This window comes from Frigoribacterium sp. MEB024, assembly GCF_000878135.1.
Lineage (GTDB): Bacteria > Actinomycetota > Actinomycetes > Actinomycetales > Microbacteriaceae > Frigoribacterium.
Genome location: NZ_JXQZ01000081.1, coordinates 1 through 13268, shown reverse-complemented (window position 1 = coordinate 13268; position 13268 = coordinate 1). Strand labels below are relative to the sequence as shown.

11 protein-coding genes and 1 pseudogene are annotated in these 13268 nt (G+C 71.4%); 7 read left to right on the top strand and 5 right to left on the bottom strand.

The genetic code is table 11. The features are described from left to right. Window positions 1–50 precede the first annotated feature (50 nt). The 5 genes from SZ60_RS13300 to SZ60_RS13280 all read left to right on the top strand — a co-directional run bounded on the left by SZ60_RS13300 (window position 51) and on the right by SZ60_RS13280 (window position 4978). On the top strand, window positions 51–875 hold the full coding sequence (locus tag SZ60_RS13300) for an ABC transporter permease (protein WP_043596647.1): 825 nt from the start codon (window positions 51–53) through the stop codon (window positions 873–875). Beyond that, on the top strand, window positions 872–1669 hold the full coding sequence (locus tag SZ60_RS13295) for an ABC transporter permease (protein ID WP_231567170.1): 798 nt from the start codon (window positions 872–874) through the stop codon (window positions 1667–1669). The genes SZ60_RS13300 and SZ60_RS13295 overlap by 4 nt, the downstream gene beginning before the upstream one ends. Further along, entirely contained in the window at window positions 1666–2676 is a 1011-nt protein-coding gene (locus SZ60_RS13290; protein WP_043596646.1) for an ABC transporter ATP-binding protein, read from the top strand. The genes SZ60_RS13295 and SZ60_RS13290 overlap by 4 nt, the downstream gene beginning before the upstream one ends. A 113-nt stretch (window positions 2677–2789) precedes the next feature. Next, a complete protein-coding gene (locus SZ60_RS13285; protein WP_043596644.1) occupies window positions 2790–3860 on the top strand; it encodes an extracellular solute-binding protein in 1071 nt (356 codons plus the stop codon). Next, window positions 3860–4978, top strand: coding sequence for a hypothetical protein (locus tag SZ60_RS13280; protein WP_231567169.1), 1119 nt, complete (start codon window positions 3860–3862; stop codon window positions 4976–4978). Before SZ60_RS13285 ends, SZ60_RS13280 begins: the two co-directional genes overlap by 1 nt. A gap of 22 nt (window positions 4979–5000) precedes the next feature. Here the strand turns inward: SZ60_RS13280 and SZ60_RS13275 are convergent, their stop codons facing one another. The 3 genes from SZ60_RS13275 to SZ60_RS13265 all read right to left on the bottom strand — a co-directional run bounded on the left by SZ60_RS13275 (window position 5001) and on the right by SZ60_RS13265 (window position 8648). Further along, on the bottom strand, window positions 5001–7322 hold the full coding sequence (locus SZ60_RS13275; protein ID WP_231567168.1) for a UvrD-helicase domain-containing protein: 2322 nt from the start codon (window positions 7320–7322) through the stop codon (window positions 5001–5003). 118 nt (window positions 7323–7440) lie between these two features. After that, window positions 7441–8274 carry an aldo/keto reductase gene (locus tag SZ60_RS13270; RefSeq protein WP_043596643.1) on the bottom strand — a complete coding sequence of 278 codons (834 nt, stop codon included), beginning with the start codon at window positions 8272–8274 and terminating at the stop codon, window positions 7441–7443. Further along, on the bottom strand, window positions 8274–8648 hold the full coding sequence (locus tag SZ60_RS13265; RefSeq protein ID WP_043596717.1) for an FKBP-type peptidyl-prolyl cis-trans isomerase: 375 nt from the start codon (window positions 8646–8648) through the stop codon (window positions 8274–8276). The genes SZ60_RS13270 and SZ60_RS13265 overlap by 1 nt, the downstream gene beginning before the upstream one ends. A gap of 264 nt (window positions 8649–8912) precedes the next feature. On the opposite strand from SZ60_RS13265, the gene SZ60_RS13260 reads away from it, so the two are divergent. After that, entirely contained in the window at window positions 8913–10253 is a 1341-nt protein-coding gene (locus SZ60_RS13260) for an MFS transporter (RefSeq protein WP_231567167.1), read from the top strand. 67 nt (window positions 10254–10320) lie between these two features. Here the strand turns inward: SZ60_RS13260 and SZ60_RS13255 are convergent, their stop codons facing one another. Beyond that, a complete protein-coding gene (locus SZ60_RS13255) occupies window positions 10321–11697 on the bottom strand; it encodes a PrsW family intramembrane metalloprotease (RefSeq protein WP_082060157.1) in 1377 nt (458 codons plus the stop codon). Window positions 11698–11781: 84 nt separating this feature from the next. Here SZ60_RS13255 and SZ60_RS13250 point away from each other — a divergent pair, with 84 nt between their 5' ends. Further along, the gene (locus tag SZ60_RS13250) at window positions 11782–12915 is read left to right on the top strand and encodes a YihY/virulence factor BrkB family protein (protein WP_082060156.1); all 1134 of its coding nucleotides are present in this window, start codon (window positions 11782–11784) and stop codon (window positions 12913–12915) included. 67 nt (window positions 12916–12982) lie between these two features. On the opposite strand, the pseudogene SZ60_RS13245 reads toward SZ60_RS13250, so the two are convergent. After that, window positions 12983–13268: pseudogene (locus SZ60_RS13245) on the bottom strand (hypothetical protein); the annotation flags it as partial.

Here is a 13268-nt window from a genome sequence, read left to right as displayed (position 1 = left end):
CCGACGTGGAACCGACATCCCCCTGAGGCAGAACCCATCGGAGGACACTCGTGACGTCCCGCAAACCCGCGCTGCTGTTGCTGCTGCCGGGCCTCGCCTTCCTGCTGATCGGGTTCGCAGTGCCATCGCTCGCGATGCTCTTCGCCCCACCCGGCGTGACCGCCGGCGAGATCGTCGGCCGGCTCGGCCAGATGCTCACCGACCCCTTCGACCTGCGCATCATCGGACGCACCGTCGGGCTCGGCCTGGTCGTGACCGTGATCTGCGTGACCCTCGGCTTCCCCGTCGCCTACCTGCTCGCCCGCTCGACCTCACGCTGGTCGGGCGTCCTGCTCGCCCTGGCGATCTTCCCGCTGCTGCTCAGCAACGTCGTGCGCACCTTCGGCTGGCTCGTGGTGCTCGGCAAGAACGGTGCCATCGGTCAGCTGCTCACCACGCTCGGCCTGGTCGACGAGGCCCCACAGCTGCTCTACACCGAGCTGGCGATCGTCCTCGGCCTGACCCAGTTGTTCCTGCCGCTCGCGATCATCTCGTGCTACTCGGCCGTGGCCCAGGTCGACCCGGGCCTCGACGACGCCGCCCGCGGACTCGGCGCGAGCCGCACCCGAACCTTCTGGAGCATCGTCGTGCCCCTCTCCCTGCCCGGTGTCGTCGTCGCGGCCACCCTCGTCTTCGCGGGCTCGGTCACCGCCTACACGACCCCGTACCTGCTCGGCGGCTCGGGCCAACGCATGCTCGCCACCCAGCTCTTCTCGTACTCGAGCGTGACGATCGACTGGGCCGGAGCCTCGGCCACCGCGTTGATCATGACCGTCCTGGTCTTCGTCGTGTCGGGCCTGTCGTCGCTCGTCGCCCGGAAGGGAGCCACCTCGTGACCACCCGCCGCCCGGTCGCCGGAACCCTCGCCGTCGCCGGCTACGTCGTGATGATCGTCCCGATCCTCTTCGTCGTCGCCACCGCGTTCACGAGTGAACGCACCCTGCGCTTCCCGCCCCAGGGGTTCTCGCTGCGCTGGTTCGAGGCCGCACTCGGCTACGACCCCTTCACCCAGGCCCTCGTCTCGAGCCTCCAGCTCGCCCTGATCGCCACCGTGCTCGCCCTGCTCGTCGGCATCCCCGCGACCCTGGCGATCCATCGCGGCAGGCTGCCGGGCAAGGGGCTCGTCGAGGCGCTGTTCCTCTCGCCGTTGATCGTCCCCGAGCTCGTGGTGGGGCTCGCGCTCTACCAGCAGCTCGTCATCGGGTTCCGGCTCGACGCCTTCCCCGTGCTGCTGATCGGACACACCGTCTTGATGCTTCCCTACGCGGTCCGCGTGACCGGTGCCTCCCTGGCCCTGGCCGACCCTGCGCTCGAAGAGGCCGCCCGCGGGCTCGGCGCCTCTCCCCTGCGGGCCTTCGTCACGGTGACCCTGCCGCTGCTGCGCCCGGGCATCTTCTCGGCGGCGCTGCTCAGCTTCGTCACCTCGTTCAACAACGTGCCCCTGTCGCTGCTGCTGCAGAGCCGCGACTTCCGCACCCTGCCCGTCACGATGCTCGACTACGTGCAGCAGAGCTACGACCCCATGGTCGCGGCGATGGCCACGCTGATCCTCGCGGGCACCGTCGTCATCGCCGTCATCGCCGAACGCACCGTCGGCTTCGCCAAGATCTTCGGAGGCATCAACAGATGAGCACCGCAGCAGAATTCGTCGCCGTCAGCCAGGTCTTCGGCGACTTCACCGCCGTCGACTCGATCGACCTGTCGATCGCCGAGGGCAAGCTCACGACGCTGCTCGGCCCGAGCGGCTGCGGCAAGACGACGAGCCTGCGCATGCTCGCCGGCTACGCCGCCCCGACGTCGGGCACGATCCGCATCGCCGGCGTCGACAGCACGCGCACCCCGCCCGAGAAGCGCGACCTCGGCATGGTGTTCCAGTCGTACGCGCTCTTCCCCCACCTCAGCGTCGCCGACAACGTCGGCTACGGCCTGAAGCTGCGCGGCGTCGACACCGCCGAGCGCCGCCGTCGCGTGATGGAGACCCTCGACCTGGTCGGTCTGGCCCACCTCGCCGGCAGCAAGCCGAAGAAGCTCTCGGGCGGTCAACAACAACGCGTCGCCCTGGCCCGCGCCATCGCGATCCGCCCGAAGCTGCTGCTGCTCGACGAGCCGCTGTCGAACCTCGACGCGCGCCTGCGCGTGCAGATGCGCGCCGAGATCCGCCGCATCCAGGGCGAGACGGGCCTCACCGTCGTGCTCGTCACGCACGACCAGGACGAAGCGCTCGAGATGAGCGACGACATGGTGCTCATGCGTGCCGGTCGCATCATGCAGCAGGGGTCGCCCCAGCACGTTTTCCCGAACCCGGCGAACCGCTTCGTCGCCGACTTCCTCGGCTACGAGAACTTCGTCACCGCTGCCGACGGCACGCTGCTCGCGATCCGCCCCGAGCACCTCGGGGTCACGCCCGAGACCCCCGCAGGAGGCGCGGCGCACGACGGTCTGCACCTCGCCGGGGTCGTCAGCGACGTCGCGTACCGCGGGGTCGACCTGCTCGTCACCGTGCAGGCCGTCGACGCCACCGGTGCGGAGGTGCGTCTGCTCTCGGACGTCCGCAGCACGGGCTCCGAGACGGTCGCGATCGGCGACCGGGTGACCGTCACGGCGCCGGCGTCGCGGCTCGTGGCCCTCGCCGACTGACCCGCCCGGTGCGCGGAGCCGCGCGCGCCTCCTCGGCTCTCCCCTCCACCACCCCACCCACCCGCGTTCCACACCGCCCGGTCTCGCCGAGACCGCCCCGAAAGGACACGACCATGACCTCCACCCTCCGCACCCGCCTGGCGATCGTCGCCGGCGTCGCCGCGACGACCCTCGTGCTCGCCGGCTGCTCCGCCGACGGCGGCGGCGAGCCCGACGCCGACACGATCACCGTGAGCACGTTCCCGTTCGGCGTCGAGGAGTTCCAGGAAGCCGTCATCGACCCGTTCACCGAGAAGACCGGCATCGAGGTCGTCGTCGACACCGGATCGAACTCGGACCGCCTGTCGCAGCTGCAGGTCGCGGGCGGGCAGCCCGACGTCGACGTCATGCTGATCTCGGATTACTACGCGGCCCTCGGCCAGGAGGACGACCTCTTCCAGCAGGTGGACGCCTCGGCCGTGCCGTCGCTCGACGAGATCGCCGACTTCGCGAAGGAGGACACCTACCTCGGCCCGGCCTACAGCTACCAGCTCAACGGGACGATGTACTCGACCGACGAGCTGACCGCCGACGAGGCCGCGGAGTGGAGCCTGTACGGCGAGGACGAGCTCTCAGGCAAGGTCGCCCTGCCGGACATCTCGGTGACGGCCGGCCAGCTGATGGTCTCGGGCGTCGCCGCCGAGTACGGCGACGGCCCCTACGACATCGACGCGGCCCTCGACCAGCTCGGCGAGTGGGCCCCGGGCGTGCTGCAGTTCTACAGCTCGTCCACCGAGGTCACCAACCTGCTGACGCAGGGCGAGATCGTCGCCGCGGACTCGCTGAGCGGATTCGCGACCGACCTCGTCGAGTCGGGTGAACCGATCGCCTGGACGGCGCCGGCCACCGGCCGCTACATGGCCACCAACCGCGCGATGATCCCGACGGGTGCCGAGAACGTCGACGGCGCGAACCAGTTCGTCGACTACCTGCTCTCGGTCGAGGCGCAGACCTCGTCCGCCGAGATCGTCGGCGACCTGCCGGTCAACCCGGGCGCCACGGTGCCCGACACGATCGAGGCCGTCGTGGGCGACATCGCCTCCGACCCGGTCGCGGCGGGCTACTCGACCCTCGACCCGACCGAACTCGTCCCCACCCGCTCGGAGTGGGTCGACCGCTTCGCCCGTGAGGTGACCTCGCGCTGATGAGCACCACCCTGCCCCCGGCCTACCTGGACCGCATGCCCAAGGCGGACCTGCACTGCCACCTGATCGGGACGGTCCGCGCGAGCACGTTCGCCGAACTGGCCCGCCGCGAGGGACTCGTCCTGCCCGACGAGCCCGAGCGGATCTTCGCCGACATCAACTCGCTGCCGCCCGACCCGGCGCTCTACCGCGACACCCGCATCCCCGTGCCGCAGGGGCCCAGCGCCGACGAGCCAGAGGTGTCGTACTCGTTGTTCCAGGCGTCCAACTGGGTCGTCGAGGTGCTGCGCGACGCGGACGACCTCACCCGGATCGTCTACGAGGCCTTCGAGGACGCGCACCACGCGAGTGCGACGCGGCATCTCGAGCTGTTCTTCGACGCCGTCCCGCCGCACCTCGCGTCGCTCGGCTACACCGGCTCGGTGGAGGCCTACGCCGAGGGCATCCGGCTCGCCGAGCGCGACTTCGGCATGACCGGACGCATGATCCAGGGCATCGACCGCAGCCGGAGCGGCGAGCACGCCCTCGAGCTCGTCCGTCAGGTGGTCGACCACCCGCACGAGTACGTGGCCGGGATCGGCCTCGACAACCTCGAGACGAGCGGGCCGCCCGAGCGGTTCGTCGACGCCTACCGACTCGCGGGCGAGGCCGGGCTGGGTCGGACGGCCCACTCGTCCGAGCACTCCCCCACCGCGGTCAACACGATCACGTGTCTCGACCAGCTGGGCTGCGACCGCATCGACCACGGGTACTACGTGCTCGAGGACGACGAGGTCGTCGCGCGCATGCGCGACGAGCAGGTGGCGTTCACCGTCGTGTCGACGACCTCGCGACGGTCGTGGCGTCCCTGGCGCCGCGCCTCCGTCGAGGCCATGCTCGAGGCGGGCCTGAACGTCGTGCCGGCGTCGGACGACCCGGGCATGTTCCCGACGACCCTCGCCGCCGAGTACCGGATCGTGCACGAGCAGATCGGGGCGACCGCCGACCAGGTGCGCTCGATGGCCTACGCCGGTGTCGACGCCAGCTGGCTGCCCGGCGCCGAGAAGGAAGCGCTGCGGGCTCGGTTCGACCGCGAGCTGGCCGCCCTCGACCACGAGTTCGGGGTCGCCGGGGTCTGACCCGGCTCGGGGCCGACCCGGCCTACGAGACGACCGTGAGGCGTTGCGTGGGCCGGGTCATCGCCACGTAGAGGCTGGCGTTGCCGCGGCGGCTGGCCTGGCGAACGCGCTCGGGGTCGACCACGACCACCGAGTCGAACTCGAGCCCCTTCGACGTCGTCGGGCTCAGCACCGAGATCGGCTTGGTCAACGACGCCGTGCCGGCGGCCACGAGACCGTCGAACTCGGCGGACAGGGCCTCGACCAGCGCCTGGACGGCCTGCTCGGGGGCGATCACCGCGAGCGTGCCCTCGGAGTCGATCGCGCGGTCTGCCCGGACGGCCTCGACGGTGGCGCGCACGAAGTCGTCCTTCGAGGAGGCGCCGGTCACCTCGCGCACCGGCCACTCGCTCGACCGCACCGACCGGCTCGGGGTGATCCGCAGCCCGGTCGACGTCGCGACGTCCTCGGCGTAGGTCACGATCTGCGCCGGCGTGCGGTAGTTGACGGTCAGCTCTTCGAGCCGCCACGGGGCCGATGTGCCCTGGGCACCCCCGCCTCGACGACGGCCGAGCAGGGCCTGCAGGGCGCGGTCCCACGAGGTCGCCGACGCCGGGCTCGAGGCCTGGGCGATGTCGCCGACGACGGTGAACGACCGCAGCGGGCACCGACGGGAGAGCAGCCGCCACTGCATGGGCGACAGTTCTTGCGCCTCGTCGACCACCACGTGGCCGAAGGCCCAGGTGCGGTCCCCCGCGGCCCGCTCGGCCGTGGTCATCGACGCCGCGCGCTCGGCGAAGCCCCCGGCGATCTGCTCGGCGCTGACCATGCCCTCGACGCCCATGTTCTCGATGGCGCGCTCGGCGTTCTCGATGTCTCGTTTGCGCTGGGCCTTGCGGGCCAGGCGCTCGGGGTCGACACCGGCCTGGAACTCGCCGAGCAGCTCGGCGGCCTCGTCGAGCAGCGGCACGTCGGAGACCGTGAAGCCCGCCCCGCGTTCGCGCCGCAGCAGGGCGCGCTGCTCGGGCGTCCAACGCCGGGTGATCGAGGCGAGCCAGTTCGGCCGGGCGTACAGGTCTTCGACGAGCTTCTCGGCGCTCAGCGGAAGCCAGGCCGTGTTGAGCAGCACGCGCACGTCGTACGACTGCCGGATGTCTTCTCGGAGGACGGCCTCGTCGGACTCGTCGACCGTCGTGCCGTGCTCGCGCATCTGGTCGACCAGCTGGCGCGTCAGCGCCGAGAGGGCCGCCTTGTTGAAGGTGACCCGGGCCACGTTGTGCGGCTTGCCGCGCTCCTGGGCCTTGCGCATGGCCTCGCCGACGAGCTCGGGGCGCACCACGAGGCGTTCGCCGTTGATGTCGATGGTGGTCGGCTCGGCCGGGCGGATCTGCCGAGACCGGACGGCACGACGCATCAGCTCGGCCATCTCGGCGGACCCCTTGAGGGCGGCGACGTCGGGCGCGTCGTCGGTCTGGGCCTCGACGCCCGGGTACAGGCCGCCGAGGCTCGACAGGACGACGCCGCTCTCGCCGAGCGAGGGCAGCACCTGTTCGATGTAGCGCAGGAACGACCGCGACGGCCCGACGACGAGCACGCCCGAGCCCTTCAGCCGGTCGCGGTGCGAGTAGAGCAGGTACGCGGCCCGGTGCAGCGCGACGGCCGTCTTGCCCGTGCCGGGGCCGCCCTGGACGACGAGCACGCCGTCGAGCTGCGAGCGGATGATGCGGTCTTGTTCGCCCTGGATCGTGGCGACGATGTCGGTCATGCGGCCGGTGCGCTGCGCCGTCAGCGCGGCCATGAGCGCCCCCTCGCCCTGCAACTGCACGTCGTCGCGGTCGAGCAGGTCGGGGTCGAACACCTCGTCCTCGAGACGGGTGACGGTGCGCCCCTCGAGGGTCAGGTGGCGACGGGCGCGGGCCCCCATGGGAGTCGCGGCGGTCGCCTGGTAGAAAGCGCTGGCCCCGGGCACGCGCCAGTCGAGCAGGATCGGGTGGTGGGCCTCGTCGCGCAGGCCGATGCGACCGATGTAGCGGTAGCGCCCGCCCTCGCCCGGCTCGGCCGGCCGGTCGACGTCGCCGGTCTGGCCGAGCAGGTCGGGCGTCTCGAGCTCGAGGCGACCGAACGCGAGCCGCTCGTCGACCGAGCCCAGCTGGACGATGGTGTCCTCGTACAGGCGCGCGTAGGCGTCGCGCTCGCTTCGGCTCTGGTGGTTGCCGCCCACGGTCTCGCGGCGGGTCCGTTCGAGCCGGACGCGGGCGTCGGCCTTCAGCTCGTCGAGGCGTTCGTAGAGGGTGCCCACGTAGGCGCGTTCGCGGTCGATCTCGGATGACAACAGGTGTTCGTACCCTTCGGGAAAAGTCGGCACGCCAGTCTAGCTTCCGGCCACCGACGCCGAGGCCCCGAATCGGTCCGAGGACGCAGGAGGCGCGCTCGTCCTCGACGGGACGAGCGCGCCTCCTGGGGTGGTCCCGTCGGAGCCGGGTCTAGAACTCCTCGTGGGTCAGCGGGTCGCCGTCCCACAGCCGACCGCGCTCGAGGCCGCTGATGGACTCGACCTCGTCGGGCGTGAGTTCGAAGTCGAAGACGTCGAGGTTCTCGCGCTGACGACCGGCGTCGGCCGACTTCGGCACGGGGACCGCGCCGAGCTGGACGTGCCAGCGGAGGACGACCTGGGTGGGCGTCTTGCCGTGGGCCCGCGCGATGTCGGTGACCCGCGCCTCCGTCAGGAGTTCGCTCTGCTTCGCGAGCGGGCTCCAGCTCTCGGTGACGATGCCCATGCTCTCGTGCACGGCACGCAGCTCGGCCTGGGGGAAGTACGGGTGCAGCTCGATCTGGTTGACCGCGGGCACCACACCCGTCTCGTCGGCGACGCGCTGCAGGTGCTCGGCCGTGAAGTTCGAGACGCCGACCGAGCCGACGAGGCCGTCTTCCTGCAACCGGACGAAGGCCTTGAACGCCTCGACGTACTTGTCGATGCGCGGGAGGGGCCAGTGGATCAGGTAGAGGTCGACGAAGTCGAGGCCGAGGTTCGACCGGCTCTCGTCGAAGCTCGCCAGGGCCTCGTCGAACCCGTGGTGTCGACCGGGCAACTTCGTCGTGACGACCAGGTCGTCACGGGGCACGTCGGTCTCGCGGATCGCCGCCCCGACGGCCGCCTCGTTGCCGTAGTTCAGCGCCGTGTCGAGCAGACGGTAGCCCGACGAGATCGCCTGGACGACCTGGGCCGTGCCCTCGTCGCCGTTCAGCCCGTAGGTGCCGAGGCCGAGCTGGGGCAGGGTGCGCCCGTCGTTGAGGCCGACCGAGGGGGCGACCGTCATCAGCTGACGCCGAGCAGGTCGATGACGAAGATCAACGTCTTGCCCGAGAGCGGGTGACCGCCGCCGGCGGGGCCGTAGGCCAGGTGGGGCGGCACGACGAGCTCGCGGCGTCCGCCGACCTTCATGCCGGGGATGCCCTCCTGCCAACCACGGACCAGGGCCTGCAGCGGGAAGTTGATGGCCTCGCCACGGCTCCAGGACGAGTCGAACTCCTCGCCGGAGTCGTGCTCGACGCCGAGGTAGTGGACGTTGACGGTCGAGCCGGACTGCGCCTCGGCTCCGTCGCCGACGGTGATGTCGGTGATCGTCAGCTCGGTGGGGGCGGGGCCGGTCGGGGCGTCGATCTCGGGCTTGGTCTGGGGATCGTGAGTCATGCCGACCATCCAACCACCGACGAGCCGGGGGGGGCGGGTCGGCCACTCGCGTCCTCCCTGCGAGGCTCGAGGAGCCGACCCGACATCCGCACCGAGATGACGTCATCGATGCGAACACATGGACGCTACTCCGACGGTGACGGGACGCCAAATCGATCGACCACCGACGCGGTCGGGGCGGGGCCCGGGCGGACCCGGCGCGGCACCGACCTCGGCGGGCGGCACGGGCCTGCGGGAATGTGCACGATCGGCAAGAATGGCAGCTTGTCCGCCACCCCGCCTCCGCCTCCGCCTTCCGATCCCGCCGCGACCGTCCGTCGCCCGCTGTTCATCGACGTCACCCCGCTGCGGACGAGCCCGGCCTTCGCCCGCCTCTTCGCGGGGAGCGCGATCAGTGGCATCGGGACGCAGCTCACGCTCGTCGCCGTCGGACTCGAGATCTTCGAGATCACCCGGTCGACCTTCGCCGTCGCGCTCGTCGGCGTCGTCTCGCTCGTGCCGATGATCCTGGCCGGCCTCTACGGCGGCATGCTCGCCGACGCCTTCGACCGGCGGAAGGTCGCGCTCGTCGCCGCCGTCTTCGCCTGGCTCTCGACCGCGGCCATCGCGTTGCACGCCTACCTCGGGCTGCACGAGGTGTGGCTGCTCTACCTCTTGACCACGGTCAACGCCGTGGCGGGCACGATGATCGCGACCTCGCGCGCCTCGATCGTGCCGCGCCTCCTCCCCCGCGAGCTGCTGCCTGCCGCGTCCGCCCTGAGCGGCATCAGCATGGGTCTCATGCTGACCGTGGGGCCCGCCCTGGCCGGCGTGCTGGTGGCGAGCGTGGGGTTCCCGCTGACCTACACGGTCGACGTCGTGCTGTTCTCGACGGCGTTCCTCGGCATCGTCACGCTGCCCCCGATCCGGCCCGAGGGCGAGACCCAACGTCCGGGGCTCGAGTCGTTGCGCTTCGGCCTGGCGTTCCTGAAGCGGTCGCCGAACATCCGGACGACCTTCGTCATGGACGTCGTGGCGATGACGTTCGGCATGCCCCGCGTGCTCTACCCGGTGGTCGGCACGCTCGTGATCGGAGGAGGCGCGGTGACGGTCGGCGTCCTCTCCGCCTCGTTCGCGGTGGGGGCGCTGCTGAGCAGCGTCTTCTCGGGACGCCTCGGCCACGTGCGCCGACAGGGCGTCGCCGTGCGGTGGGCGATCACCGCCTACGGGCTCTGCATCGCCGCGTTCGGCGTCGTGCTCCTCGTGACGCCGGCCCACGGCGGTGACGTCACGGCGGGACTCGACCAGGCGAACCTCGTCGCCCTCGGCGGGGCCGCCCTCGCGCTGGCCGGAGCGGGTGCGAGCGACAACGTGAGCTCGATCTTCCGGTCGACCATCCTGCAGTCGGCCGCGCCCGACGCCATGCGGGGTCGCCTCCAGGGGATCTTCATCGTGGTGGTCACGGGCGGCCCCCGGGTCGGGGACCTGTTCGTCGGACTCGTCGCGGGCATCGCCGTCTTCTGGCCGCCCCTGCTCGGCGGTCTGTTGGTCGTCGCCCTCGTCGCCCTCGTGGCCCGGCTGACGCCCGCGTTCGGACGCTACGACGCCGAGGCGCCGACGCCCTGACCCGAGTCGTCGGGGGCCGTCGTCACGTCGACGGCACCCGGGGCGAGAGGACTCGCGGAGGTGCAGGTCACCAACCGGGGCCGGACTGCGACGACCCGGGGTGCTGCGGCACCTGCGGCGGCCACCCCGGGTGCTGGGGGTACCCGACGAACGCCGTCGGCGGAGCCTGCAGGGCGACGCGACTCGCGGTCAGGGCCTGCAGCAGCTCGGCCTCGTCGCGCTGGACGGCCTCGTCGAGCGCGCGGCGGCCCTTCACCAGCCGCTGGCGGGTGAAGGCGAGGCGCGTCGCGTTCGAGATGAAGACCTTCATGGCGGGTCGGATGCCCCGTGACGCCGCCCACGACCGCGCGCGGCGGCGACCGGCGCTCGACGAGAGCATGCCGACCTCGTCGGCGCTGAACCAGCCGACCGCGGCGTACTCGGCGAGCCGGTCGTGGGTGACCCTCCGCTCGTTGCGTCGCAGGAACACCACGAGCAACACCATGGCCACGAAGATCGGCACCTGCACGAGCAGGTAGTAGACGAAGAAGCCGTCGCCGACCACGAAGAGGGCACCGTTCCAGAGCGCGTGCAGACCCGCCGCGGGGACGAGGCCGACGAAGAACCAGCCGATCGCGCCGTACGGACCCGTCCGCCGTGCCGCGAGGCCGAGGGCGAAGCCCGTGCAGGCCGTGTACATGACGTGGGCGAACGGCGACATCAGGGCGCGGACGAAGAAGACGTAGGCGAGCCCCTGGCTGCCCGTCGCCAGGTCTTCCCCGACCTGCAGGGCGAAGTACTGGATGTTCTCGACGAAGGCGAAGCCCGCCGCGACCGTCGCCGCGTAGACGATGCCGTCGACCGGGCCGTCGAAGTGTCGTCGGAAGATCCACAGGACGAGCAACACGCCGAGCCCCTTGGCCCCCTCTTCGACGAGGGGCGCCTGGACCACCGCCCCGAGCACGTCCTCGAGCCCGCTCGAGCGGACCCCGAGCACCGACCGCGCCGTCGTGAGGGCGATGTCGACGATCAGTGCGGTGCCGACCGCGACCGCCGCACCCCAGAGGAAGGCGAAGAGCAGCGCCACGCGCGGCTCGGGCTCCCAGCGGTCGACCAACCAGATGCCGACCAGGACGATGGCCAACGGGACGAAGGCGAGCAGGCTCCCGGCCAGCAGGACGGCGGGCTGGACGAAGATCAAGAAGTACAGGCCGACGGCCAGGGCGAAGGTGCCGATCACGGTGAAGCCGACGGCGAGCGCCACGGCACTGGCCACCCGGCGGCGAGGCGTCGGCTGGACGAAGACCGGCTGCACGGGGTACCAGACCGGCTCGGGGTTGATCGCGGGAGCATGCGCCGACCACCCGGGAGCGGCCCCCGGGGTGACGGAGGAGGGTTCGGCGTACGGCGTCAGCGGGCGGCCGTACGCGTCGTGTCCGACGCCGCGGGGATCGGACCAGGTCATCCCCCGACCCTACGGGCTGACGCCGGGGTCGGCGCAGCCTGCGGGCCTGCCCCGACGAGCCGGACGGCCCGGTAATCTCGCAGGATGGCCTCGACGCGTTCCCTACCCGAGGACCCGTCGCTGGTCCGGTACGTGGTGATGCGGGTCTGGCACGATTTCCTGCGCCATCGCACCATCGACGCGGCCGGGTCGCTCACCTTCTTCTCGATGCTCGCCCTGGTGCCCGGCGCGCTCGCCCTCGTCTCGGGGGTCGCCCTGTTCGTCGACGACGGCGACGCCGTGGACGAGATCCTCTCGGTGGCCCGGTACGTCCTGACCCCCGATGCGATCGACACCCTGCGCTGGCCGCTCGAACAGATGCTCAGCCTGTCGAACCCCGGCGTCGCGTTCGGCATCGGCCTCTGGCTCACGCTGTGGTCGCTGTCGGCCTACACGACGGCGTTCGGCCGGGCCATGAACACGGCCTACGAGGTCGAGGAGGGGCGCCGCATCTGGAAGTTCCGCGGCCACATGATGATCGTCACGCTCGTCCTCATGGTGTCGTTCGCCGTCATCGCGGTCATCCTGCTCGTGACGCCCACGTTGAGCGACGCGGTGGCCGCACGCTTCGGCATCGGCCGCCCCTGGACCGACCTCTACAACATCGCCAAGTGGCCGGTGCTCGTCGCCCTGGCCGTGCTGTCGGTCGCGATGCTCTACTTCTTCACGCCCAACGTGCGGCCTCCGCGCCTGCGCTGGGTGTCGTACGGGGCCATGGTCGCCCTCGGCGGCTGGGCGCTCGCCACGGTCGGCTTCGCGGTCTACGTCGCGACGGTGTCGAACTACGACCGCTTCTACGGCTGGGTGGGCGGCGTCGTGGTCGTGTTGCTCTACGCGTACATCAGCAATTTCGTGCTCGTCATCGGCGGTGAGCTCGACAGCGAGATCCTGCGGATGCGTCAGCTTCGTCGCGGGGTGCAGGCCGAGGAGGTCATCCCCCTGCCGCTCCGTGACACCGCGCGCAACCACATCCTGGCTCGCAACCTCGCGTGGGACGTCCGGGTGGGCCGGGCGATCCGCGAGCGTGCCCTGCGCGAGAACGGCGGCGTGCTCGAACCCGACGAACTCCGGCGCGTCCACCTCCGGGGTGATCGAGACCGGCCGGCCGACGAACGGCCGCAGGCCGCGCAACGCGCCGACCAGGTCGACCCGAGCACCCACGCCCCCTCGACGTCCTAGAGGCGCGGACCTTCAGGAGGCGCGGTGCCCGGCCGCCCGACACCGCGCCTCCTGCACGATGGTCGCGTCAGCCTGCGGTCTCGTCGCCCGGGTTGCGGGCGCCCGTCGTGTTGGCCGCCCGGGCCACCGCCGCGGCGGGGTCGTCGACGTCGATGACGGTGATCGCGCTGGTGATCGGCGCGAGCCCCGAGAGGCGGGCGGGCGAGAGCACCTTGCGCACCTGCTCGTCGGTCATGAGGCCGGCTGCCACGACGAGCGGCGCGATCGCCGCGTTCGTGGTCAGCGCGGTGTGCGCGATCGCCGCCGCCGCCGAGTAGCCGATGTAGGGCGTGAGCGCCGTGACGCTGCCGACG

What these genes read in the sequence shown, in the direction of transcription:
- SZ60_RS13270 (WP_043596643.1), bottom strand. Translation starts at nt 8,274, where the DNA reads ATGACGGTCGCCCCCTCGGTCGGCCTCAACGACGGGCGCACCCTGCCC.
- SZ60_RS13255 (WP_082060157.1), bottom strand. Translation starts at nt 11,697, where the DNA reads ATGACCTGGTCCGATCCCCGCGGCGTCGGACACGACGCGTACGGCCGC.
- SZ60_RS13265 (WP_043596717.1), bottom strand. Translation starts at nt 8,648, where the DNA reads ATGACTCACGATCCCCAGACCAAGCCCGAGATCGACGCCCCGACCGGC.
- SZ60_RS13250 (WP_082060156.1), top strand. Translation starts at nt 11,782, where the DNA reads ATGGCCTCGACGCGTTCCCTACCCGAGGACCCGTCGCTGGTCCGGTAC.
- SZ60_RS13285 (WP_043596644.1), top strand. Translation starts at nt 2,790, where the DNA reads ATGACCTCCACCCTCCGCACCCGCCTGGCGATCGTCGCCGGCGTCGCC.
- SZ60_RS13280 (WP_231567169.1), top strand. Translation starts at nt 3,860, where the DNA reads ATGAGCACCACCCTGCCCCCGGCCTACCTGGACCGCATGCCCAAGGCG.
- SZ60_RS13290 (WP_043596646.1), top strand. Translation starts at nt 1,666, where the DNA reads ATGAGCACCGCAGCAGAATTCGTCGCCGTCAGCCAGGTCTTCGGCGAC.